Source organism: Kitasatospora sp. NPDC127067 (assembly GCF_042724755.1).
GTDB classification, from domain to species: Bacteria; Actinomycetota; Actinomycetes; order Streptomycetales; family Streptomycetaceae; genus Kitasatospora; species Kitasatospora lactacystinica.
Map to the genome: position 1 here is coordinate 64,547 of NZ_JBHXEM010000018.1, position 22,882 is coordinate 87,428.

General features: G+C 76.2%; 7 protein-coding genes. All 7 read left to right on the forward strand.

Annotated features, from left to right (window positions below; all coding sequences use genetic code 11):
* Positions 1 to 3 precede the first annotated feature (3 nt).
* The 7 genes from ACFWJ4_RS10725 to ACFWJ4_RS10755 all read left to right on the forward strand — a co-directional run bounded on the left by ACFWJ4_RS10725 (position 4) and on the right by ACFWJ4_RS10755 (position 22,882).
* The gene (locus tag ACFWJ4_RS10725; protein WP_380541748.1) at positions 4 to 4,455 is read left to right on the forward strand and encodes an amino acid adenylation domain-containing protein; all 4,452 of its coding nucleotides are present in this window, start codon (positions 4 to 6) and stop codon (positions 4,453 to 4,455) included.
* A gap of 9 nt (positions 4,456 to 4,464) precedes the next feature.
* A complete protein-coding gene (locus tag ACFWJ4_RS10730) occupies positions 4,465 to 6,219 on the forward strand; it encodes a non-ribosomal peptide synthetase (protein ID WP_380541750.1) in 1,755 nt (584 codons plus the stop codon).
* Positions 6,216 to 6,995: a thioesterase II family protein gene (locus ACFWJ4_RS10735; RefSeq protein WP_380541753.1), complete on the forward strand. Its 780-nt coding sequence runs from the start codon at positions 6,216 to 6,218 to the stop codon at positions 6,993 to 6,995. The genes ACFWJ4_RS10730 and ACFWJ4_RS10735 overlap by 4 nt, the downstream gene beginning before the upstream one ends.
* Complete coding sequence (locus ACFWJ4_RS10740) at positions 6,995 to 8,179, forward strand: cytochrome P450 (protein ID WP_380541756.1); 1,185 nt, start codon at positions 6,995 to 6,997, stop codon at positions 8,177 to 8,179. The genes ACFWJ4_RS10735 and ACFWJ4_RS10740 overlap by 1 nt, the downstream gene beginning before the upstream one ends.
* Positions 8,180 to 8,288: 109 nt before the next feature.
* Positions 8,289 to 8,501 (forward strand): MbtH family protein, encoded by a 213-nt coding sequence (locus ACFWJ4_RS10745; RefSeq protein WP_189922088.1) that lies wholly within the window; start codon positions 8,289 to 8,291, stop codon positions 8,499 to 8,501.
* An 8-nt stretch (positions 8,502 to 8,509) separates the two neighbouring features.
* Positions 8,510 to 9,505, forward strand: coding sequence for a TauD/TfdA family dioxygenase (locus tag ACFWJ4_RS10750; protein WP_359898259.1), 996 nt, complete (start codon positions 8,510 to 8,512; stop codon positions 9,503 to 9,505).
* Between the two features lie 66 nt (positions 9,506 to 9,571).
* On the forward strand, positions 9,572 to 22,882 hold the full coding sequence (locus ACFWJ4_RS10755; protein ID WP_380541759.1) for an amino acid adenylation domain-containing protein: 13,311 nt from the start codon (positions 9,572 to 9,574) through the stop codon (positions 22,880 to 22,882).

Consider the following 22,882-nt stretch of genomic DNA (forward strand, 5'->3'; position numbering starts at 1 on the left):
GCCGTGAGCCCGTCCGAACGCCCGGCGCGCACCGCGCCCGTCTCGGGGCTGCAGCGCGGCCTCTGGTTCCTCGACCGCCTCGACCCGCGGGCCGTCACCTACTGCACCCCCTGGACCCTCGACGTCACCGGCCCGCTCGACCTCGCCCTGCTCCAGCGCGCGCTGGACGCCGTCACGGCCCGGCACGAGACGCTGCGCACCACCTTCGCGCTGCACCCCGACGGCCCCCGCCAGCAGGTGCACCACCGCCTCGCCGTGCCGCTCGCGGTGACCGACCTGCGCCCGCTGAGCGGCCCCGGGCAGGAGGAGCGCCTGGAGGACCTGCTCACCGCCCGCTGCGCCGAGCCCTTCGACCTGGCCGCCGGCCCGCTGCTGCGCGCCGAGGCCTTCCGGCTCGCCGACGAGCGCACCACGGTGCTGTTCACCGTCCACCACATCGTCTGGGACGGCTGGTCCGCCGAGGTCTTCGAGCGCGAGCTCGCCGAGCTGTACGGCGCGGCGGTGCGGGGCGGGCAGGCCCGGCTGCCGGAGCTGACCGTGCAGTACGCCGACTGCGCCGAGGAGGAGCTCGGCACCTCCTACGAGGAGCCCCTGACCTACTGGAAGCAGCAGTTGGACGGCGCCCCCGCCCTGCTGGAGCTGCCCACCGACCGGCCCCGGCCCGCCGAGCGCGGAGCGGCCGGCCGGACCGAGGAGTTCGGCCTCGCCCCCGGGACGGCTGCGCGGGTCCGCGCGCTGGCCGAGGCGGAGGGCGTCACCCCGTTCACCGTCCAGCTGGCCGCCTTCGCCCTGCTGCTGAACCGCTGGACCGGCGCCGACGACCTGGTGGTCGGAACCCCCGTCACCACCCGCGACCGCCCCGAACTGGAGCACCTGCTCGGCTACTTCGTGAACCTGCTGCCGCTGCGCCTGCGGCTCGCGCCGGCGCTGGGCTTCCGGGACCTGCTGGAGCACGTCCAGGACGTCGCCTTCGAGGCGTACGGCTACCTCGACCTGCCCTTCGACCAGATCGTCGACCGGCTCGGCGCCGCCCGCAGCGCCCAGCACCCGCCGCTGGTCCAGGTGGTGTTCGGCGCCCACGGCGAGGACCGCAGCCCGCTGGCGCTCGGCCCGGCGGCCACCGCCCGCAGCCGGGTGCGCTCCAACGGCACCAGCAAGTTCGACCTCACCTGGTCCGTGTTCGACGGCGGGGACGCCGGGGGCGAGCTGCGCGGCGAGGCCGAGTACCGCAGCGAGCTGTTCGACCCGCAGACCGTCCGCCGGCTGGCCGCCGAGTACGACGCCCTGCTCACTGCGGCCCTGGACGACCCCGACGCCACCGTGCTGCGGCTGACCACCCGCCCCGTGGACGCGGGCACGGCCACCGACACCCCCGGCCACTGCCTGCACCAGCTGTTCGAGCGGGCCGCCGACGCCCACCCCGAGCGGCCCGCCGTCAGCGACCCCGACCGCACCCTGAGCTACGCCGAACTGGACCGCCGGGCCAACCGCCTCGCGCACGCCCTGCGCGCCCGCGGCGCCGGCCCCGGCGACCGGATCGGCATGCTGCTGGAGCGCACCGCCGACGTCCTGGTCACCGTCCTCGGCGTGCTCAAGACCGGCGCCGCCTACGTGCCCGTCGACCTGGCCGCCCCCGCCGACCGGGCCGCCCTGGTCTTCGGCGACACCGGCGTCGCCCTGGTCGTCACCGACCGCCCGGACCTGGTGCCCGACGGCCCCTGGCAGGCCTACGACCTGAGCGCCGAGGCCGCCGACCTGGCCGCCCGGCCGGACACCCGCCCGCCGGCCGCCGGCCGCCCCGGCGACGTCGCCTACGTCATCTTCACCTCCGGCTCCACCGGCCGCCCCAAGGGCGTCGCCGTCGCCCACGAGCACGTCAGCCGGCTGATGGCGGACGGCGAGCGGCACTTCGGCTTCGGCCCGCAGGAGACCTGGACGCTCTTCCACAGCTACGCCTTCGACTGGACGGTGTGGGAGATGTGGGGCGCCCTGCTGCACGGCGCCCGCCTGGTCGTCGTCCCGTACGTGACCAGCCGCTCGCCCGAGGAGTTCGCCCAGCTGCTGGAGGAGGAGGGCGTCACCCGTCTCTGCCTCACCCCCTCGGCGCTGCGCCAGCTGGAGCCGGTGCTGCGCCGCAGCCCGCGCGCCCTGCCCGCGCTGAAGTGGATCATGCTCGGTGGGGAGGCGCTGGACCCGGCCGTCGTTCAGCGCTGGTTCGAACTCGACCCGCCGCCCCCGGCCCGGCTCTGCAACCTGTACGGCATCACCGAGACCACCGTCCACGTCACCACCCACGACCTGGCCGGCAGCGCGGGCTTCGAACGCAGCCTGATCGGCACGCCCATGCCGCACCTGAGCGCCCAGGTCCTGGACGACTGGCTGCGGCCGGTGCCGCCCGGCGCGGCCGGCGAGCTGTACATCGGCGGCGGCAGCCTCGCCCACGGCTACTGGGGCCGCCCCGGCCTCACCGCCGGGCGCTTCGTCGCCGACCCGTACGGCCCGCCCGGGGCCCGGCTCTACCGCACCGGCGACGTCGCCCGGCGGCTGCCCGGCGGCGGACTGGAGTACATCGGGCGCGCCGACTTCCAGGTCAAGCTGCGCGGCTTCCGGATCGAGCTCGGCGAGATCGAGAACGCCCTCGCCGCCCACCCGGACGTCGACGCCTGCGTCGTCACCGTGCACGAGGACCGCCTCGCCGCGTACGTCACCGGACGCGAGCCCGCCGACGTCCGCGCCTTCCTCGGCCGCTCGCTGCCCCCGTACATGGTCCCGGCGACCTTCACCGTGCTGGAGTCGCTGCCGCTCACCGTCAACGGCAAGGTGGACCGCGCCGCCCTGCCCGCCCCCGGACAGCGCAGCGCCGCCGCCGCGGGCCGCCACGTCGAGCCGCGCACCCCGGAGGAGGAGGCCTTCGCCGCCGTCTGGACGGAGGTCCTCGGGGTGGACGGCATCGGCGTCCACGACGACTTCTTCCACCTCGGCGGCGACTCCATCCGGGCCGTCCAGCTGGCCGGCGCGCTGCACGAGCGCGGCTGGGGGCTGAGCCTGCGCGACGTCTTCAACGCCCCCACCGTCGCCGCCCTGCTGCCGCTGGCGAAGCCCGTCACCGAGGACCCGGACGCCCACGAGCCGTTCGCCCTGATCACCCCGGAGGACCGCGCCGACCTGCCGCCCGGCGTCGTCGACGCCTACCCGATGGTGTCCATGCAGCTCTCCATGGTCTTCCACATGGAGATCGCCGGCGGCACCGACAGCTACCACAACGTCAACTCCTACCGGATCTCCGGCGACCTCGACGAACAGGCCTTCCGCCGCTCCGTCGCCGAGGCCCTGGACCGCCACGCCGTGCTGCGCACCGGCCTGGACCTGTCCGGCTACGGCGAACCGCTGCAGCTCGTCCACGGCCGGCTGCCCGCCCCCGTCGAGTTCGCCGACCTGCGCGGCGCGGCCGAAGCGGACCAGGACGCCGCGATCCGCGAGGTGTTCGACACCCACCGGTGGACGCCCTTCGACCTCACCGCCCCGCCGCTGTTCCGGATCACCGTGCAGCGCCTGGCCGAGGACGCCTTCCAGCTCACCGTCTCCGAGCACCACGCGATCCTCGACGGCTGGAGCTTCACCTCGCTGCTCACCGAGATCCTGGAGCGCCACGGCGCCCTCGCCGCCGATCCGCTCGGCGCGCCCACCCCGCCGCCGCGCACCGCCTTCCGCGACTTCGTGGCCGTCGAACGGCAGGCCGCCCGGGACGAGCGCTCGCTCGGCTACTGGCGCGAGCGGCTGTCCGGCGTCAGCGGCCAGCTGTTCCCCGGCAGCGAGTCCGTGCACGAGGCGCCGCGCACCGTCGAACGGGTGCTGCCCGAGGCGCCCGACCAGCTGCGGACGGTCGCCGACGCGCTCGGCGTGCCGGTCAAGTCGGTCGCGCTCGCCGCCCACCTGCACGCCCTCGCCGCAGTCACCGGGAAGCCGCGCGTCACCACCGGCCTGGCCGTCAACGGCCGGCTGGAACGGCTCGGCGGCACCGAGGTGTACGGGCTGTTCCTCAACACCGTCCCGCTGAGCTGCGAGCCCACCGGCGACCTGCTCGCCCTGGTCCGCGAGGTCCACCGGGAGGAGCTGGACATGATGCCGCACCGCCGGGTGCCCTTCGCCCGGCTCGCCCGGCTGATGACCGACACCGCGCTGGACAGCCAGTTCGGCTACCTGCGCTTCCACGCCCTCGGCCGGCTCAGCTCGGCCCGCATCGTGGACGGCCGGATCGGCACCGAGCCGACCCTGCGCCACGAACCCAACAGCTTCGCCTTCGGCGCCTCGGTGATCCAGGACCCGGTCACCCAGCGGGTGCTGCTCGCGGTGGACCACCAGCGCTCGCTGGTCACCGACAGCACCGCCGAGCAGTTCATCGACACCTACGCCACCGCCCTGCACACCATGGCCGCCGCCGCCCGAGACCTCTGAGGACCCGTCATGACCGATCTGCTGGACCGCCTGCGCGCCACCGTCGCCGCCCACCCCGAGCGCACCGCCGTGCTGGCCGGCGCCGACCGCCTGGACTTCGCCGAACTCGACCGCCGCACCGCCGCCCTGGCCCGCGCCCTGCGCGCCCTCGGCGTCGGCCGCGGCGACCGGGTCGGCGTCCACCTCGGCCGCACCGCCGACCTGCCGGTCGCCCTGCTCGCCGTCTGGCGGGCCGGCGCCGCCTACGTCCCGCTCGACCCGGCCTACCCCGCCGAGCGGCTCGCCTTCATGGCCACCGACGCCGGGCTCGCCGCCCTGATCAGCGCCGACGGCCTCCCGGCCGCCGAGGGCGTGCCGGTGCTGCGCCCGGACGCCGCCGCCGACGGGCCCGACCTGCCGACCGGGGCGCACCCGCTCGACCCGGCCTACGTCATCCACACCTCCGGCTCCACCGGCCGCCCCAAGGGCGTCGAGGTGCCGCGCGGCGCCGTCGCCGCCCTGGTCGAGGCCCTGGAGGCCACCGGCGCCTACCGCGCCGGGCCCGGCGTGGTCGGCTGGAACGCCAGCGTCTCCTTCGACGCCTCCGTCCAGCAGTGGGCCCGGATCTGCCGCGGCGACACCGTCCTGGTCATCGGCGAGGAGCACCGCGCCGACCCGGCCCGGGTCGCCGCCCTGCTGGCCCAGCACGCCGTCACCGACCTCGACCTGACCCCCTCGCACTGGGAGCTGCTGCGCGAGCCGCTCGCCGGCGCCCGGGTGCCGCGGCTGTTCATGGGCGGCGAGCCCGTCCCCGAGCGCACCTGGCGGGAGCTGGCCGACGGCGGCATCGACGCGCTCAACCTGTACGGGCCCACCGAGTGCACCGTCGACGCCGTCACCGCGCCGATCAGCGGCCCCGGGCCGCACCTGGGCGAACCGCTGCCCGGGGTGCGCCTGCACCTGCTGGACGAGAAGCTCGCCGCCGTCCCCGACGGCGTCGTCGGCGAGCTGTACCTGGCCGGGCCCGGACTCGCCCACGGCTACGTCGGCCGGCCCGCACTGACCGCCGAGCGCTTCGTCGCCGACCCGTCCGGCGGGCCGGGAGCCCGGATGTACCGCACCGGCGACCAGGCCCGGCGCGGCGAGGGCGGCCGGCTGGAGTACGTCGGCCGGGTGGACCGCCAGGTCAAGCTGCGCGGCTACCGGATCGAGCTCGGCGAGGTCGAGCACGCCCTGGCCCGGCTGACGGGCGTCCAGGCCGCCGCCGTCACCGTCCACGAACCCGCCCCCGGCGACCGGCGCCTGGCCGGCTACGTCACCGGCGCCGTCACCGCCGCCGAGCTGACCGAGCGGCTGCGGGCCACCGTGCCCGCCCACCTGGTGCCCTCGGTGATCACCGTGCTGGACGCCCTGCCGCTCACCCCCAACGGCAAGGTCGACCTGGCGGCGCTGCCCGTCCCCGCCGCCCCCGCCGCCCCCGCGCAGGAGGCGGCGGCCGGCACCGGCGGACTGGCGGAGCGGGTCGCCGAGGTCTGGAGCACCGTGCTCGGCGTCACCGGCGTCCGGCCCACCGACGACTTCTTCTCGCTCGGCGGCCACTCGATCGCCGCGCTGCGGGTCGTCCACCTGCTGCGCCGCCGGCTCGGCATCGAACTCCAGCTGCGCCACCTGCTCGACTCGGCCGACCTGGCCGCCTTCACCGCCACCGTCGGGCAGGCCGCCGCGGCCGGCACCGCCGCCCCCCGGCCCGCCCTGACCGCCCGCGCCCGGGCGGCCGGCGCATGACCACCGCGCTGCGGGTGCGGCCCCGCGTCGAGGGGGACTGGCTGTTCGTCCCCGCGCCCCAACCCCACCGCCCCTACCGGCTGTTCTGCTTCCCGCACGCCGGGGGCGACGCCACCGCCTACACCCCGCTCGCCCGCGCCCTCGCCCCGGCCGCCGAGGTCTGGGCGCTGCGACCGCCGGCCCGCGGCGGCCGGCTCGGCCACCCGATGCCCGCGAGCTTCGACCTGCTGGTCGACGCCGTCCTGGAGGCCCTCACCCCGCACCTGACCGGCCGGTTCGGCTTCTACGGGCAGAGCTTCGGCGCCCTCCTCGGCTACGAGGTCGCCCGGGCGCTGCCCGCCGAGCGGCGCCCCGAGCTGGTCGTCGTCGCCGCCGCCTCGCCGCCCGCCGCCTGGGCCGGGGCGGACCGCCCCCGGTACACCGCCGACGAACTGCTGCGGCTGGCCGGGATGGGCGAACTCGTCGAGGGCGACGCCGACCTGAAGGAGAACGCGCTGCGCGGCATCCGCACCGACCTGGCCGTGGTCGACACCTACCGGCCCCGGCCCCACCCGCCGATCGGCTCCGCCCTGCACACCGTCGTCGGCGTCGAGGACCCCCTCCTCGCCGTGGGCGGCCTCGAAGGCTGGGCCGCCCACACCCGCGGCGGCTCCGGCCACCACGTCGTCCCCGGCGGCCACCTGCTCGCCACCGTCGACGGGCCCGGCCCGGTCGACCTGCTCTCCTCCCTCATCGCGCGGCCCGGCGCCGCCCACCAGTCCACGACGGAGCACTGATGCCAACCACCACCGCGGTCGACCTCACCGACCCCGACCTGTGGGCCCGCCCCGACACCCCCGCGCTGGTCGCGGAGCTGCGCCGGGAGTCCGCCGTCCACCGCACCGACACCGTCGACGACGGGCAGGTCTGGTCGGTGCTCTCCTACCGGCACTCCGCCGAGGTGCTGCGCAACGCCGCCCTCTACAGCTCCGAACAGGGCTCGCTGCTCGGCGCCGGCGAGGGCAACGTCCCGGTCGGCTCCGGCCGGATGATGGCCCTCACCGACCCGCCCCGGCACCGCGAACTGCGCGCCCCCGCCAACCCGTTCTTCGCCCCCGGCCCGGTGCGCGGCGCCGCCCGCGGCATCACCGACCTCGCCGCCTCGATCGTCGAGAAGGCCGTCGAACTGGGCGAGGTCGACCTCGTCGACGCCGTCTCCGCCCTCCCGCTGTCCGTCATGTGCGACCTCCTGGACGTCCCCGAGCAGGACCGCGAGATGGTCGAACGGGTCTGCGACGTCGCGTTCCTCGGCAACACCCCCGAGGAGCGCCGGGCCGGCCACCAGCAGCTCATCCCGTACCTGCTGCACCAGGTGATGCTGCGCCGGACGAACCCGAAGGACGACCTGATCAGCAAGATGGCGACCTACCGGGTCGGCGGCAAGCTGCTGCCGGTCGAGGACGTCGTGCTCAACCTGGACAACATCGTGGTCGGCGGCGTCCAGACGGTCCGTCACACCGCCGCCATGGGCCTCCACACCCTCACCCGGAACCCGGAACTGTGGCGGAAGCTGCAGCGCGGCGAGGTCGGCATGGACTCGGCCCTGGACGAACTCCTGCGCTGGACCTCGGTCGGGCTGCACACCCTGCGCACCGCGAGCCGGGACACCGAACTCGACGGCCACGCCATCCGGCGCGGCGACCGGGTCGCCGTCTGGGTGTGGTCCGCCAACCGGGACCCGGAGGCCTTCGACCGGCCCGAGGAGATCCTGCTCGACCGCAGCCCCAACAAGCACCTCGCCCTCGGCCTCGGCGCCCACTACTGCATCGGCGCACCGCTGGCCAAGGCCGAACTCGGCGCCCTGTTCACGGCGATGCTGGAACGCGTCGCCGTCATCGAGCCGACCGGGCCGGTCACCCACAACCGCTCGATCATCAACTTCGGCCTGGACCGCTTCCCGGTCCGCCTCCTCCCGCGCTGACGCCCGACGGCGGCAGCCACCCGCACCGAACTGCCGCGTACCTGCCTCGCCTCCTGCCGTTGCGGGCCCCGGGCCGCCCGTACCTTCGAATCAACCCAAGGAGGACACCATGAGCAACCCGTTCGAGGACGACAACGCCGGCTACCTGGTCCTGGCCAACGACGAGAACCAGCACTCCCTCTGGCCGGTCTGGATCGACGTGCCCGCCGGCTGGACCACCGTCCACGGCGAGGACACCCGCCAGGGCTGCCTGGACTACATCGAGGCCAACTGGACCGACATCAGGCCCGCCAGCCTGGTCGCCTCCCTCGCCCACCAGTGAGCGCCACCATGCCGACCTGGGAACTGAACCCCGGCCGCCCGGCCCTCGCCCACGCCCCGCGCACCGCCGACCTCGGAGAGGCCTGCGACTGGCTGCGGGAGAACGAGACCGAGCTCACCGACGCCCTGCACCGCCACGGCACGATCTTCCTGCGCGGCCTGCCGGTCGCGAGCACCGAGGACGTCGCGGCCGTGCGCGACGTGCTCATCCCCGAGCGCACCCCCTACCGCGAGAAGGCCACCCCGCGCAGCGACTACGGCAACGGGGTCTTCTCCTCGACCGACCTGCCGCCGGCCCAGCCGATCCGGATGCACAACGAGAACAGCTACACCCTCACGTTCCCCGGCCGGCTGCTCTTCGCCTGCCTGATCGCCCCCGAGGAGGGCGGGGCCACCCCGACCGCCGACTGCCGCAAGGTGCTCGACCACCTGCCGGCACACCTGGTCGAGCGGGGGCGGACCTCCGGCTGGACGCTCACCCGCGCCTACTCGGACTACGTCTCCCTCGGCTGGCGCACCGCCTTCGCCACCGAGGACCCCGCCGAGGTCGAGGCCTACTGCCGGGAGAACGGCATCACCTGCGAGTGGCGCCCGGACGGCAACCTGCGCACCAGCCAGCTGCGCCCCGCCACCATCCACCACCCGCGCACGGGTGAGGAGGTCTGGTTCAACCACCTCGCGTTCTGGAACGAGTGGTCGCTCGACCCGGACATCCACGAGGCGATGACCGAGGAGTTCGGCCCGGACGGCCTGCCGTTCAACACCGGATTCGGTGACGCCGAACCGCTCGGAAGCGCCGACGTCGACGCCCTCAACGAGGCGTACCACGCCGCGACCGTTCGCGAGCGGTGGCAGGTCGGCGACGTGATGCTGGTCGACAACGTGCTCTGCGCACACGGCCGGGACCCGTACCGCGGCGACCGCAGGATCGCCGTCTCGATGGGACAGCCGGTCGACGTCCTGGACTGCCGGCCCAGCGTCCGCCCGGACCTGGCCGCCGTCTGACCGCCGACCGACCGTCCCCATCCCGAACACCCCGTGCCGTGCCGTGACGTGAGTAGAGGAAGCACCGTGATCCCGGTTTCGTACGCCCAACAGCGTCTCTGGCTGATCGACCAGATCGAGGGGCCGACCGCGCTGTACAACCTGCCGTTCGCCCTGCGCCTGTGCGGCGAGCTCGACACCGCCGCGCTGCGCGCCGCGACGGCGGACGTGGTCGCCCGGCACGAGGCCCTCCGCACGGTGTTCCCGGTGGTCGGGGGAGTCCCGGTGCAGCGGATCCTGCCCGCCGAGGAGGCGCGGCCGCGCTTCCTGGTGCTGGACCGCGCACCGGCCGACTACCCCGCCCACCGGGACGCGGCCGCCGCCGAGACCTTCGACCTGAGCCGCGAACTGCCCATCCGGGTCACGGTGTTCACCCTCTCCCCGACCGAGCACGTGCTGCTCGTCGTGCTCCACCACATCGCCGGCGACGGCTGGTCGCTCGGCCCCCTGCTGCGCGACCTCGCCGAGGCCTACCGGGCCCGCCTCGCCGGCGACGCCCCGTCGTGGGAGCCGCTGCCGATCCAGTACGCCGACTACGCGCTCTGGCAGCGCGACCTGCTCGGCGACGAGCGCGACCCCGAGAGCCTGCTCGCCCGTCAACTCAACTACTGGCGAACCGCGTTGGCGGGCCTGCCGGAGGAACTGGAGCTGCCGACCGACCGCCCCCGACCGCCCGCCCCCACCGGCGCCGCCGACTCCGTCGACCTCGCCTGGGACGCCGGTCTGCACACCGCCCTGCTCACCCTCGCCCGCACCCACCGCACCACCCTGTTCACCGTCCTCCAGGCCGGCCTGGCCGCCCTGTTCACCCGGCTCGGCGCCGGCACCGACATCCCGCTCGGCACCGGCGTCGCCGGGCGCGCCGACGAGGCCCTGGACGACCTGGTCGGCTTCTTCGTCAACTCCCTGGTGCTGAGGGCCGACACGTCCGGCGACCCGAGCTTCGCCGAGCTGCTCGGCCGGGTCCGGGAGGCCCAGCTCGACGCCTTCGCCCACCAGGATCTCCCCTTCGAGCGCCTCGTCGAGGAGCTCAACCCGCCCCGCGCGCTCGGCCGCCACCCGCTGTTCCAGACCCTGCTGGTGCTGCAGAACCACGGGCAGGACACCGCACCCGACCTGCCCGGGCTGGAGAGCGCACCGGAACCGATCGGCCTGCGCGTCGCCAAGTTCGACCTCAACATCGGCATCGCCGAACAGCACGGCCCGGACGGCGCCCCCGCCGGACTCACCGGCTCGATCGAGTACGCCGCCGACCTCTACGACCGCGCCACCGTCACCGCCCTCGCCGACCGGCTCGGCCGGCTGCTGGCCGGCGCCGCCGCCGACCCGCGGGCGCCCATCGCCACCCTGGACGTGCTCGCCCCCGAGGAGCGCACCCGCATCCTCGTCGAATGGAACGCCACCGACGCCCCCCGGTGGAGCGGCACCCTCGTCGAGTCCTTCGAGCGCCGGGCCGACCGCACCCCGCACGCCACCGCCCTCGTCCACGACAGCGGCACCCTGACCTACGCCGAACTCGACACCCGCGCCAACCGCCTCGCCCACCACCTCACCGCCCTCGGCGTCGGCCCCGAGACCCCCGTCGCGATGCTGATGGAGCGCTCCGCCGACGTCGTCGTCGCCACCCTGGCCGTCCTCAAGGCCGGCGGCTGCTACGTCCCCATGCACCCCGGCCTGCCGCCCGAGCGGATGGCCGGCGTGCTCGCCGACACCGGCGCCCCCGTGCTGCTCACCGACCGCGCCGACCCGGGCTTCCCGCACGCCGCCGCCGTGGTCCGCCCCGGCGACGAGGCCGGCGCCCCGGCCCACCGCCCCGGCGTGCCCGTCCACCCGGACCAGCTCGCCTACGCGATGTACACCTCCGGCTCCACCGGCCGCCCCAAGGGCGTCGCCGTGCGCCACCGCGACGTGCTCGACCTCGCCGCCGACCGGCGCTGGCAGGACGGCCGCCACCAGCGCGTCCTGCTGCACTCCCCGCACGCCTTCGACGCCGCCACCTACGAGATCTGGACGCCGCTGCTGGCCGGCGGCACCGTCGTGGTCGCCCCGCCCGGCGCCCTCGACGCCACCGCCCTGCACGCCGTCACCACCCGCCACGACGTCACCGCCGTCTTCCTCACCAAGGCCCTGTTCGACCTCGTCGCCGAGCAGGCCCCGGAGACCTTCGCCGCCCTGCGCGTCGTCTGCACCGGCGGCGAGGCCGCCTCCGGGGTGCTGCTGCGCCGGGTCCTGGAGGCCTGCCCCGAGCTGCTGCTCGCCCACGTCTACGGCCCCACCGAGACCACCACCTTCGCCACCCACCACCCGCTCGCCCCCGCCGACCTCGACGGCCCCCGGGTGCCGATCGGCGGCCCGCTCGACAACATGCGCAGCTACGTCCTCGACGCCCGGCTGCGCCCCGTCCCGCCCGGCGTCCCCGGCGAGCTGTACCTCGCGGGCGCCGGCCTGGCCCGCGGCTACCTGGGCCGTCCCGGCCTGACCGCCGAACGCTTCGTCGCCTGCCCGTACCTGCCCGGCGGGAGGATGTACCGCACCGGGGACCTGGTGCGGCTGCGCGCCGACGGCGCCGTGGAGTTCCTCGGCCGGATCGACGGGCAGGTCAAGCTGCGCGGCTTCCGGATCGAACTCGGCGAGATCGAGGCGGCGCTGTCCCGCCACCCCGCCGTCCGCCAGGTCATCGTGATCGCCCGCGAGGACCGCCCCGGCGACACCCGGCTGGTCGCCTACTGCACCGCCGAGGCCTCGCTCACCCCGGCCGACCTGCGCGCCTTCGCCGGCACCGTGCTGCCCGGCTACATGGTCCCCGCCGTGGTCGTCCTGCTGGACGCGCTGCCGCTCAACGCCAACGGCAAGGTCGACCGCCGCGCCCTGCCCGCCCCCGACCTCGCCGCCGACGACACCGGGCGCGCCCCCCGCGACGAGCGCGAACGGGTGCTCTGCGAGCTCTACGGCGAACTCCTCGGCATCGACGACATCACCATCGACGACGACTTCTTCGCCCTCGGCGGCCACTCCCTGGTCGCCACCCGCCTGGTCGGCCGGGCCCGCACCGAGCTCGGCGTCGAACTCGCCATCGGCGACCTCTTCCAGGCCCCGACCGTCGCCGGGCTCGCCGACCGGCTCGCCGACCGCGCGACCGGCACCCCCGCCCCGGCCCGCCCGGCGCTGCGGCCCGTCGCCCGGCCCGAGCGGGTGCCGCTCTCCTTCGCCCAGCGCCGGCTCTGGTTCCTGGCCCGGGCCGACGGCCCCTCGGCCACCTACAACGTCACCCTCGCCCTGCGGCTGCGCGGCCCGCTCGACCCCGCCGCCCTGGAGGCCGCCCTCGGCGACGTCGTGCACCGGCACGAGGCCCTGCGCACCGTCTTCGGCGAGCACGACGGCACCCCGTACCAGCGCGTCCTCGACGCCCCCGCGACCGGCCTGCTCACCGTCACCGACCGCCCGAGCGACGAACTCGCCGGCCACACCTTCGACCTCGCCACCGACCTCCCGGTCCACGCCTACCTGCGGCCCGAGGGGGCCGAGGAGCACGTGCTGGTCCTGGTCGTCCACCACATCGCCGGGGACGGCGCCTCGCTGGGCCCGCTCTACCGCGACCTCACCGACGCCTACCGGGCCCGCCTCGCCGGCGACGCCCCGCCGTGGGAGCCGCTGCCCGTCCAGTACGCCGACTACGCGCTCTGGCAGCACGAGCTGCTCGGCGACCAGGACGACCCCGAGAGCCCGCTCTCCCGCCAGCTCGCCCACTGGCGCGAGGCGCTGGCCGGCGCGCCCGAGGAACTCCCGCTGCCGCTGGACCGCCCCCGCCCGCCGGTCGCCAGCCACCGCGGCGCGGTCGTCCCGCTGGAGTTCGACGCCGACCTGCACGCCCGGCTCACCGCGCTCGCCGCCGAGCACGGCGTGACCCTCTTCATGGTCCTGCGGGCCGCGTACGCCACCCTGCTGCACCGCTTCGGCGCGGGCACCGACCTGCCCATCGGCACCCCGCTGGCCGGCCGCCTCGACGAGGCCGTGCAGGAGCTGGTCGGCTTCTTCGCCAACACCCTGGTGCTGCGCACCGACCTGTCCGGCCGCCCGAGCTTCGCCGAGCTGCTGGCGAGGGTCCGGGAGAGCGACCTGGCCGCCCACGCCCACCAGGACGTGCCCTTCGAGCGCCTGGTGGAGGAGCTGAACCCGACCCGGTCGACCGCCTGCCACCCGCTGTTCCAGGTGATGCTGGCCTTCGCGGGCGCCGCCGAGGACGGCCCGGACCTGCCCGGCGTGACGGTGACGGAGGAGCCGGTCGACTTCGGGACGGCCACCTTCGACCTCACCCTGCGCCTGGTCGAGCGGCAGGGCGCCGAGGGCGCCGCCGCGGGGCTGGCCGGCGTGCTGGAGTACGCCACCGACCTGTTCGACCGCGGGAGCGCCGAACAGCTGGCCGCCGCCCTGGAGTCGGTCCTCCGCCAGGTCGCCGCCGACCCCCGGCGGTCCGTCGCCGGGCTGGACGTCCTGCCCGCCGGGCGGCGGGCCGCGGAGGCGGGCGACCACACCCCGCTGCCCGCGACGGTGCCCCTGGTGCCGGCCGTCTTCGAGGCGCAGGCCGCGGCCACGCCGGACGCGGTGGCCCTGGTCTGCGGCGAGCTCTCGCTGACCTTCGCCGAGCTGAACGCCCGGGCCAACCGGCTCGCCCACACGCTGATCGCCCGGGGCATCGGCCCCGAGCGCGTGGTGGCGCTGGCCCTGCCGCGCTCGGCCGAGACGGTGGTGGCCGTCCTCGCGGTGCTCAAGGCCGGCGGCGCCCACCTGCCGCTGGACGCCGAGTACCCGGCCGAGCGGACGGCGCACATGCTGGCCGAGGCCCGCCCGGCGCTGGTACTCACCGACGACCGCTGGCCGCTGCCCGAGGTGCTCGACGGGCACCCCGCGCTCGACCTCGCCGAGGGCGCGGAAGGCCCGCAGACCGACCCGGCGCCGCGGGCCACGGCGGCCGACGCCGCCTACGTCATCTTCACCTCCGGCTCCACCGGCCGCCCCAAGGGCGTCGTGGTGCCGCACGGCGGCATCGCCGCGCTGCTGGCCGCCCACCGCGCGGGCGTGATGGCCGGGGTCGCCCGGCAGCGGGTCGCGCTCACCGCCTCGCTCTGCTTCGACGCCTCCTGGGACGGCCTGCTGTGGCTGGTCGCCGGCCACGAGCTGCACCTGATCGGCGGCGACGTACGGCGCGACGCCCGGGCCCTGGTCCGCCACGCGCGCGAGCAGGGCATCGGCGTCCTGGAGGTGACGCCCTCCTACGCCGAGCAGCTGATCGAGGAGGGCCTGCTGGAGGAGCCCGCGCCGGCCCTGGTGCTGCTCGGCGGCGAGGCCGTCGGCCAGGCGCTCTGGACGCGGCTGCGCGAGGCCCCGGGCACCGCCGCCCACAACCTCTACGGCCCGACCGAGTGCACCGTCGACGCCCTGACCCACCCGCTGGAGGCCACCGGGCGGCCCGTCCTCGGACGCACCGTCGCCGGCACCCGCTGCCACGTCCTCGACGAGTACCTCAATCCCGTCCCGGCGGGGGTGCCGGGGGAGCTGTACCTCGCGGGCGCCGGCCTGGCCCGCGGCTACCTGGCGCGGCCGGGCCTGACGGCGGAGCGCTTCGTAGCCTGCCCGTTCGAGCCGGGCGCGCGCATGTACCGCACCGGGGACCTGGTGCGCCGCACCCGCGACGGGGAGCTGGAGTACCTCGGCCGCACCGACCACCAGGTGAAGATCCGCGGCTTCCGGATCGAACCCGGCGAGATCGAGCGCGCCCTGACCGCCCACCCGCGGGTGCTCCAGGCGGCCGTCCTGCCCGACGGGGACGGGCTGCGCCTGGTCGCGTACGTGGTCGCCGACGGCCCGCTCGACCCGGCCGAGCTGCGCGCCACCGCCGCCCGGACGCTGCCCGGCTACATGCTGCCGGCCGCGATCGTGCCGCTGGACGCGCTGCCGCTGAACGCCAACGGCAAGCTGGACCGGTCCGCCCTCCCGGCACCGGACTTCGGGGCGCTGTCGGCCGGCCGGGCGGCGCGCACCCCGCAGGAGGAGATCCTGTGCGGGCTGTTCGCGGAGGTGCTCGGCCTGGAGGGCGTCGGCATCGACGACGACTTCTTCGACCTCGGCGGCCACTCGCTGCTGGCCACCAAGCTGCTCAGCCGGGTGCGGGCGGCGCTGGGTGCCGAGCTGGGGATCCGGGACGTCTTCGAGGCGCCGAGCGTGGCCGGGCTGGCCGCCCGCCTGGGCGCCGGCTCCGAGCGGGCGGCGCTCGGTACGGACCGTGAGCGCCCCGACCGCGTCCCGCTGTCCTTCGCCCAGCAGCGCCTGTGGCTGATCGACCGGATGGAAGGCCCCAGCGCCCTCTACAACGCGCCGCTGGCGCTGCGCCTGACGGGGGAGCTGGACGCCGCCGCGCTGGAGCTCGCCCTCGGCGACGTGGTCGCCCGGCACGAGAGCTTGCGCACCCTGATCGAGGAGTTCGACGGCACCCCCTACCAGCGCGTCCTTCCGGCCGGGGAGGCCGTGGTCCCGCTCGACACCCGGGACTGCCCCGCCGACGAGGTGGCCGCCACGGTGGCCGGACTGTGCCGCCACGCCTTCGACCTGCGCACCGAACTCCCCGTCCGCGCCGCCCTGCTGAGGGTCGCGGCCGAGGAGCACGTGCTGGTCCTGGCGCTGCACCACATCGCCAGCGACGGCTGGTCCCTCGGCCCGCTGGTCCGCGACCTCACCGGCGCCTACGCGGCCCGCGCCGAGGGCGCCGCCCCCGGCCGGGCGCCGCTGCCCGTCCAGTACGCCGACTACGCGCTCTGGCAGCGCGAGCTGCTCGGCGAGGAGAGCGACCCCGAGAGCCTGGCGGCCCGCCAGCTCGCCCACTGGCGCGAGACCCTGGCGGACCTCCCGGACGAGGCGACGCTGCCGCTGGACCGCCCCCGCCCGCCCGTCGCCTCCCACCGCGGCGACCGGGTGGCGCTCACCCTGGACGCCGAGTGCCACCGCGAACTGGTCGCGCTCTCCCGGGCCCACCGGGTCACCCTGTTCATGACCGTGCAGGCGGCCCTCGCCGCGCTGCTCACCCGCCTCGGCGCGGGCACCGACGTCCCGATCGGCTCGGTGGTGGCCGGGCGCTCCGACGAGGCGCTGGACGAGCTGGTCGGCTTCTTCGTCAACACCCTGGTGCTGCGCACCGACACGTCCGGGAACCCGAGCTTCGCCGAACTGCTCGGCCGCGCCCGGGAGACCGCCCTCGGCGCCTACGCCCACCAGGACGTGCCCTTCGAGCGCCTGGTGGAGGAGCTCAGGCCGGCCCGCTCGCTGGCCCGCCACCCGCTGTTCCAGATCATGCTGGTGCTCCAGAGCAACGAGCGGGCCGAGCCGGCCACGGCGGGCCTGCACGTCGAGCCGCTCGCGGCGGGCAACGGCTCCGCCAAGTTCGACCTCAGCCTGATCGCCGAGGAGTCCTTCGGCCCCGACGGCGAGCCCGCCGGGATCGACTGCGCCCTCGACTTCGCCACCGACCTCTTCGACCGGGAGACGGTCGAGGCCGTCGCCGTGCGCCTCGGCCGGCTGCTGGCGGCGGTGGCCGCCCGGCCCGAGCTGCCGATCGGCCGGATCGAGCTGCTGTCGGCCGAGGAGCGCGCCGCGCTCCCGGCGGCCGGCGCCGCCCTGCCGGCCGAACTCCCGCTGCTGCCCGCCGCCTTCGCGGCCCAGGCCGCCCGCACCCCGGAGGCCGTCGCGCTGGTCTGCGGCGAGGTCCGGCTGACCTTCGCCGAACTGGACACCCGGGCCGAGCGGCTCGCCCACCGCCTGCGGGCCGCGGGCGCCGGGCGGGAGTCGGTGGTCGCCCTCGCCCTGCCGCGTTCGGCGGAGACGGTGGTCGCCATGCTCGCCGTGCACAAGGCCGGCGGCGCCTACCTGCCGCTGGACGCCGAGTACCCGGCCGAGCGCACCGCCCACATGCTCGCCGACGCCCGCCCGGCGCTCGTCCTCACCGACGACCGCTGGCCACTGCCCGAGGTGCTGGCCGGCCTGCCCGTCCTGGACGTCGCCCCGCCGTCCGAGGACGCCCCGCCGGCCGACGACGCCGAGGACGCCGCGCCCGACCCGGGGTGGTGCGCCCTCGACCCGGGCGACGCCGCCTACGTCATCTACACCTCCGGCTCCACCGGCCGCCCCAAGGGCGTCGTGGTGCCGCACGGCGCCGTCGCCGCCCTGCTCGCCGCCCACCGCGCCGCCCTGATCCGGGGCACCGAGGAGGCCCACGGCCGGCAGCGGATCGCGCTCACCGCCTCGCTCTGCTTCGACGCCTCCCTGGAGCCCCTGCTCTGGATGTTCGCCGGGCACGAGCTGCACCTGATCGGCGACGAGCTGCGCCGCGACCCGGCGGCGCTGGTCCGCCACACGGCCGCCGCCGGGATCGACGCCCTGCACCTCACCCCGTCCTACACCGAGCAGCTGATCGAGGAGGGGCTGCTGGACGCACCCGCGCCGCGCCTCCTGCTGCTCGGCGGCGAGGCCGTCGGCCAGGCGCTGTGGCAGCGGCTGCGGGAGCACCCCGACACCGCGGGCCACAACTTCTACGGTCCGACCGAGGCCACCGTCTACGCGCTGACCCAGCCGTTCGACGCGGCGCGGCGCCCCGGTCTCGGCGGCCCGATCGCCGGGGTGCGGGCGTACCTCCTGGACGAGTACCTCAACCCCGTCCCGACGGGTGTGCCGGGGGAGCTGTACCTCGCGGGCGCCGGCCTGGCCCGCGGCTACCTGGCGCGGCCGGGCCTGACGGCGGAGCGCTTCGTCGCCTGCCCGTTCGAGCCGGGCGCGCGCGTGTACCGCACCGGGGACCTGGCCCGCCGCACCCGCGACGGCGGCGTCGAGTACCTCGGCCGCACCGACCACCAGGTGAAGATCCGCGGCTTCCGGATCGAACCCGGCGAGATCGAGCAGGTGCTGGCCCGCCACCCCGCCGTCCGCCAGGCCGTGGTCACCGTCCGGGAGAGCGACACCGGCGACCGCCGCCTGGTCGGCTACTGCACGGTGGATCGGGAGGCGCCCGAACTCGCCGCCGAGCTGCGGCGCTTCGCCGCCGAGTCGCTGCCCGGCTACATGGTGCCGGCCGCCGTCGTCCTGCTCGACACCCTGCCCCTGACGGGCAGCGGCAAGGTGGACCACCGGGCGCTGCCCGCGCCGGACTTCGGGGCGCTGTCGGCGGGCCGGGCGGCGCGCACCCCGCAGGAGGAGATCCTGTGCGGGCTGTTCGCGGAGGTGCTCGGTCTGGAGGGCGTCGGCATCGACGACGACTTCTTCGACCTGGGCGGCCACTCGCTGCTGGCCACCAGGCTGCTCAGCCGGGTGCGGGCGGTGCTGGGTGCCGAGCTGGGGATCCGGGACGTCTTCGAGGCGCCGAGCGTGGCCGGGCTGGCCGCCCGCCTGGGCGCCGGCTCGCGGCGACCGGCGCTGAGCGCGGCGGGCGAACGCCCGGAGCGCGTCCCGCTGTCCTTCGCCCAGCAGCGCCTGTGGCTGATCGACCGGATGGAAGGCCCCAGCGCCCTCTACAACCTGCCGCTCGTCCTGCGCGTGGCGGGCGAGCTGGACGCCGCCGCGCTGGAGCTCGCCCTCGGCGACGTGGTCGCCCGGCACGAGAGCCTGCGCACCCTGATCGAGGAGTTCGACGGCACCCCCTACCAGCGGATCCTGCCCGCCGGGCAGGCCCGCGTCCGGGTCGAGCTGCTGCCGCCCGGCACCGAACCGGCGAGCTGCACGGCCCGCCCCTTCGACCTGGCCGCCGACCTGCCCGTCCGCGCCCACGTCATCCCGGCCGGGCCCGGGGAGTACCTGCTCGCCCTCGTCCTGCACCACATCGCCGGGGACGGCTGGTCGATGGGCCCGCTGCTGCGCGACCTCGCCACGGCCTACGCGGCCCGCACCGGCGGCGCGGCCCCGCAGTGGGCGCCGCTGCCCGTCCAGTACGCCGACTACGCGCTCTGGCAGCGCGAGCTGCTCGGCCGGGAGGAGGGCGGGGAGAGCCTGCTCGCCCGCCAGCTCGCCCACTGGCGCGAGGCGCTGGCCGGTCTGCCCGAGGAGCTGTCGCTGCCCGTCGACCGGCCGCGCCGCGCGGCCGCCTCGCACCGCGGCGAGCGGGTCGTCGTCCCGTACGGCGCGGAACTCCACCGCGCTCTCGGCGAGTTGTCGCGCCGGCACCGGGTGACGATGTTCATGACCGTGCAGGCGGCCCTCGCCGCGCTGCTCACCCGACTCGGCGCGGGCACCGACGTCCCGATCGGCTCGGTGGTGGCCGGGCGCGGCGACGAGGCGCTGGACGAGCTGGTCGGCTTCTTCGTCAACACCCTCGTCCTGCGCACCGACACGTCCGACGATCCGAGCTTCACCGAGCTGCTGGCCCGCGTCCGGGAGACCCAGCTCGACGCCCACGCCCACCAGGACGTGCCCTTCGAACGCCTGGTGGAGGAGCTGAACCCGGCCCGCTCGCTGGCCCGCCACCCGCTCTTCCAGGTGATGCTGCTGCTGGAGGGCCGGGGCGACTCGGCGCCGCTCGCCGCGGCCGGCCTGGACGCCTCGGCGGTGTCCTCCGCCGGGACGGTCGCCAAGTTCGACCTGAGCGTGGGCCTCGGCGAGTCCTTCGACGCGGACGGCGCACCCGCCGGCCTGGAGTGCGCGATCGACTTCGCCACCGACCTCTTCGACCGGGAGACGGTCGAGGCGATCGCCGTGCGCCTCGGCCGGCTGCTGGCGGCGGTGGCCGCCCGGCCCGAGCTGCCGATCGGCCGCATCGAGCTGCTGTCGGCCGAGGAGCGCGCCGCGCTCCCGACCGCCGGCGCCGCCCTGCCGGCCGAACTCCCGCTGGTCCCGGCCGCCTTCGCGGCCCAGGCCGCCCGCACCCCGGAGGCGGTCGCGCTGGTCTGCGGTGAGGTCCGGCTGACCTTCGCCGAGCTGAACGCCCGCGCCAACCGGCTCGCCCACCACCTGATCGGGCGAGGCATCGGACCCGAGTCCGTGGTCGCCCTCGCCCTGCCGCGGTCGGCCGGGAGCGTGATCGCGACCCTGGCCGTGCTCAAGGCCGGCGCGGCCTACCTGCCGCTGGACGCCGACCACCCGGCCGACCGCACCGCCCGCACCCTCGCCGACGCGGCCCCCGCCCTCGTCCTCACCGACGACGGCTGGCCCCGGCCCGAGGCGCTGGCCGGCGCCCCCGTGCTGGCCCTCGCCGAGGCCACCGGGCCGGACACCGACCCGGCCCCGCGCGCCTCGGCCGGCCACGCCGCCTACCTGATCTACACCTCCGGCTCCACCGGCCGCCCCAAGGGCGTCGTCGTCCAGCACGGCAGCCTCGCCGCCCTGCTGGCCGTCCACCGGGCCGGGCCGATCGCCGCCGCCGAGGCCTTGCACGGCCGACTGCGCGTCGCGCTCACCGCCTCGCTCTGCTTCGACGGGTCGCTGGAGAGCCTGCTCTGGATGTTCGCCGGGCACGAGCTGCACCTGATCGGCGACGAGCTGCGCCGCGACCCGGCCGCGCTGGTGCGGTACGTGCGCGCGGAGGGCATCGGCGCCATGGACGTCACCCCGTCCTACGCCGAGCAGCTCCTCGCCGAGGGCCTGCTGGAGGGCGCCGCCCCGGCCGTCCTGGTGCTGGGCGGCGAGGCCGTCGGCCAGCAGCTCTGGACGAGCCTGCGCGCGGCGCCGGGCACCACCGCCTACAACCTGTACGGCCCGACCGAGGCCACCGTCTACGCCCTCGGCCGGCCGCTCGGCGGGGCGGAGCGCCCCGGTCTCGGCGGCCCCGTCGCCGGGGTGCGGGCGTACCTCCTGGACGAGTACCTCAACCCCGTCCCGCCGGGCGTGCCCGGGGAGCTGTACCTGGCCGGCCCGGGCCTGGCCCGCGGCTACCTGGGCCGCCCCGGCCTGACGGCGGAACGCTTCGTCGCCTGCCCGTTCGAGCCGGGCGTGCGCATGTACCGCACCGGGGACCTGGCCCGCCGCACCCGCGACGGGGAGCTGGAGTACCTCGGCCGCACCGACCACCAGGTGAAGATCCGCGGCTTCCGGATCGAACTCGGCGAGATCGAGCACGTGCTGACGCTCCACCCGCGGGTCGGCGCCGCCGCCGTGCTGCCCGCCGCGGACGGGCTGCGCCTGGTCGCCTACGTGGTGGCCGACGGCCCGCTCGACCCCGCCGAACTGCGCGCCTTCGCCGCCGGCCACCTGCCCGGCTACATGCTGCCCGCCGCCGTCGTCCCGCTGGCCGCGCTGCCGCTCACCGGCAGCGGCAAGCTCGACCGGACGGCGCTGCCCGCACCGGACTTCGGGCAGCTCGCCGGCGGCCGCGCCGCCCGGACGCCGCAGGAGTCGATCCTGTGCGGGCTGTTCGCGGAGGTGCTCGGCCTGGAGGCCGTCGGCATCGACGACGACTTCTTCGACCTCGGCGGCCATTCCCTGCTCGCCATGAAGCTGCTCGCCGAGGTCCGCGGCGCCCTCGGCACGGACCCCGGCATGCGGGCGCTGTTCGAGACACCCACCGTGGCCGGGCTCGCCCGACGGCTCGACCACGGCCCGGCGCCCGACGCGCTGGACGTCCTGCTGCCGCTGCGCGCCGGCGGCGACCGGCCCCCGCTGTTCTGCGTCCACCCGGCGGCCGGCATCAGCTGGGTCTACTCCGGGCTGCTGCGCCACCTCGGCCCCGAGCAGCCGGTGTACGGCCTCCAGGCCCGGGGCCTGCGCGGCGACGCACCGGCGAGCGTCGCCGAGATCGCCGAGGACTACGTGCGGCAGATCCGCGCGGTGCGCCCCGACGGCCCGTACCACCTGCTGGGCTGGTCCTTCGGCGCGGTGGTCGCGCAGGAGATGGCCGTGCGGCTGCGGGCCGAGGGCGCCGAGGTCGGCCTGCTGGCCCTGCTCGACGGCGCCCCGGCGGTCCGCACCGCCGACGCCCCGCCCGTCGAAACCGCCGACACCCTCGCGGAGTTGCTGCACTCGCTCGGCCACGACCCGGCGGACGGCCGGGGCCTCGCCGATCTGCGGGCCGTGCTCGGGGAGGCCGTGGCCGTGCTGCCGGAGGTCTTCGACCGGCACCGCAAGCTGATGGCCGAGCACGTGCCGGCCCGCTACCGGGGGGACGCCGTCTTCTTCGGGGCGACCACCGGCAAGCCAGCCGACTGGCCGTACGAGCAGAGCTGGCGGCCGTACCTGGACGGCCGGATCGAGAGCCACCGCCTGGCCTGCGCCCACGGCGAGCTGACCCGGCCGGAACCCCTCGCACGGATCGCCGCCGTGCTGACCGAGAAGCTGCACACCGAGAAGCCGCACACCCAGAAGCCGGGAGCGTGA

Coding starts and splice junctions, on each gene's coding strand:
- ACFWJ4_RS10730 (WP_380541750.1), top strand. CDS start 4,465: ATGACCGATCTGCTGGACCGCCTGCGCGCCACCGTCGCCGCCCACCCC.
- ACFWJ4_RS10735 (WP_380541753.1), top strand. CDS start 6,216: ATGACCACCGCGCTGCGGGTGCGGCCCCGCGTCGAGGGGGACTGGCTG.
- ACFWJ4_RS10740 (WP_380541756.1), top strand. CDS start 6,995: ATGCCAACCACCACCGCGGTCGACCTCACCGACCCCGACCTGTGGGCC.
- ACFWJ4_RS10745 (WP_189922088.1), top strand. CDS start 8,289: ATGAGCAACCCGTTCGAGGACGACAACGCCGGCTACCTGGTCCTGGCC.
- ACFWJ4_RS10750 (WP_359898259.1), top strand. CDS start 8,510: ATGCCGACCTGGGAACTGAACCCCGGCCGCCCGGCCCTCGCCCACGCC.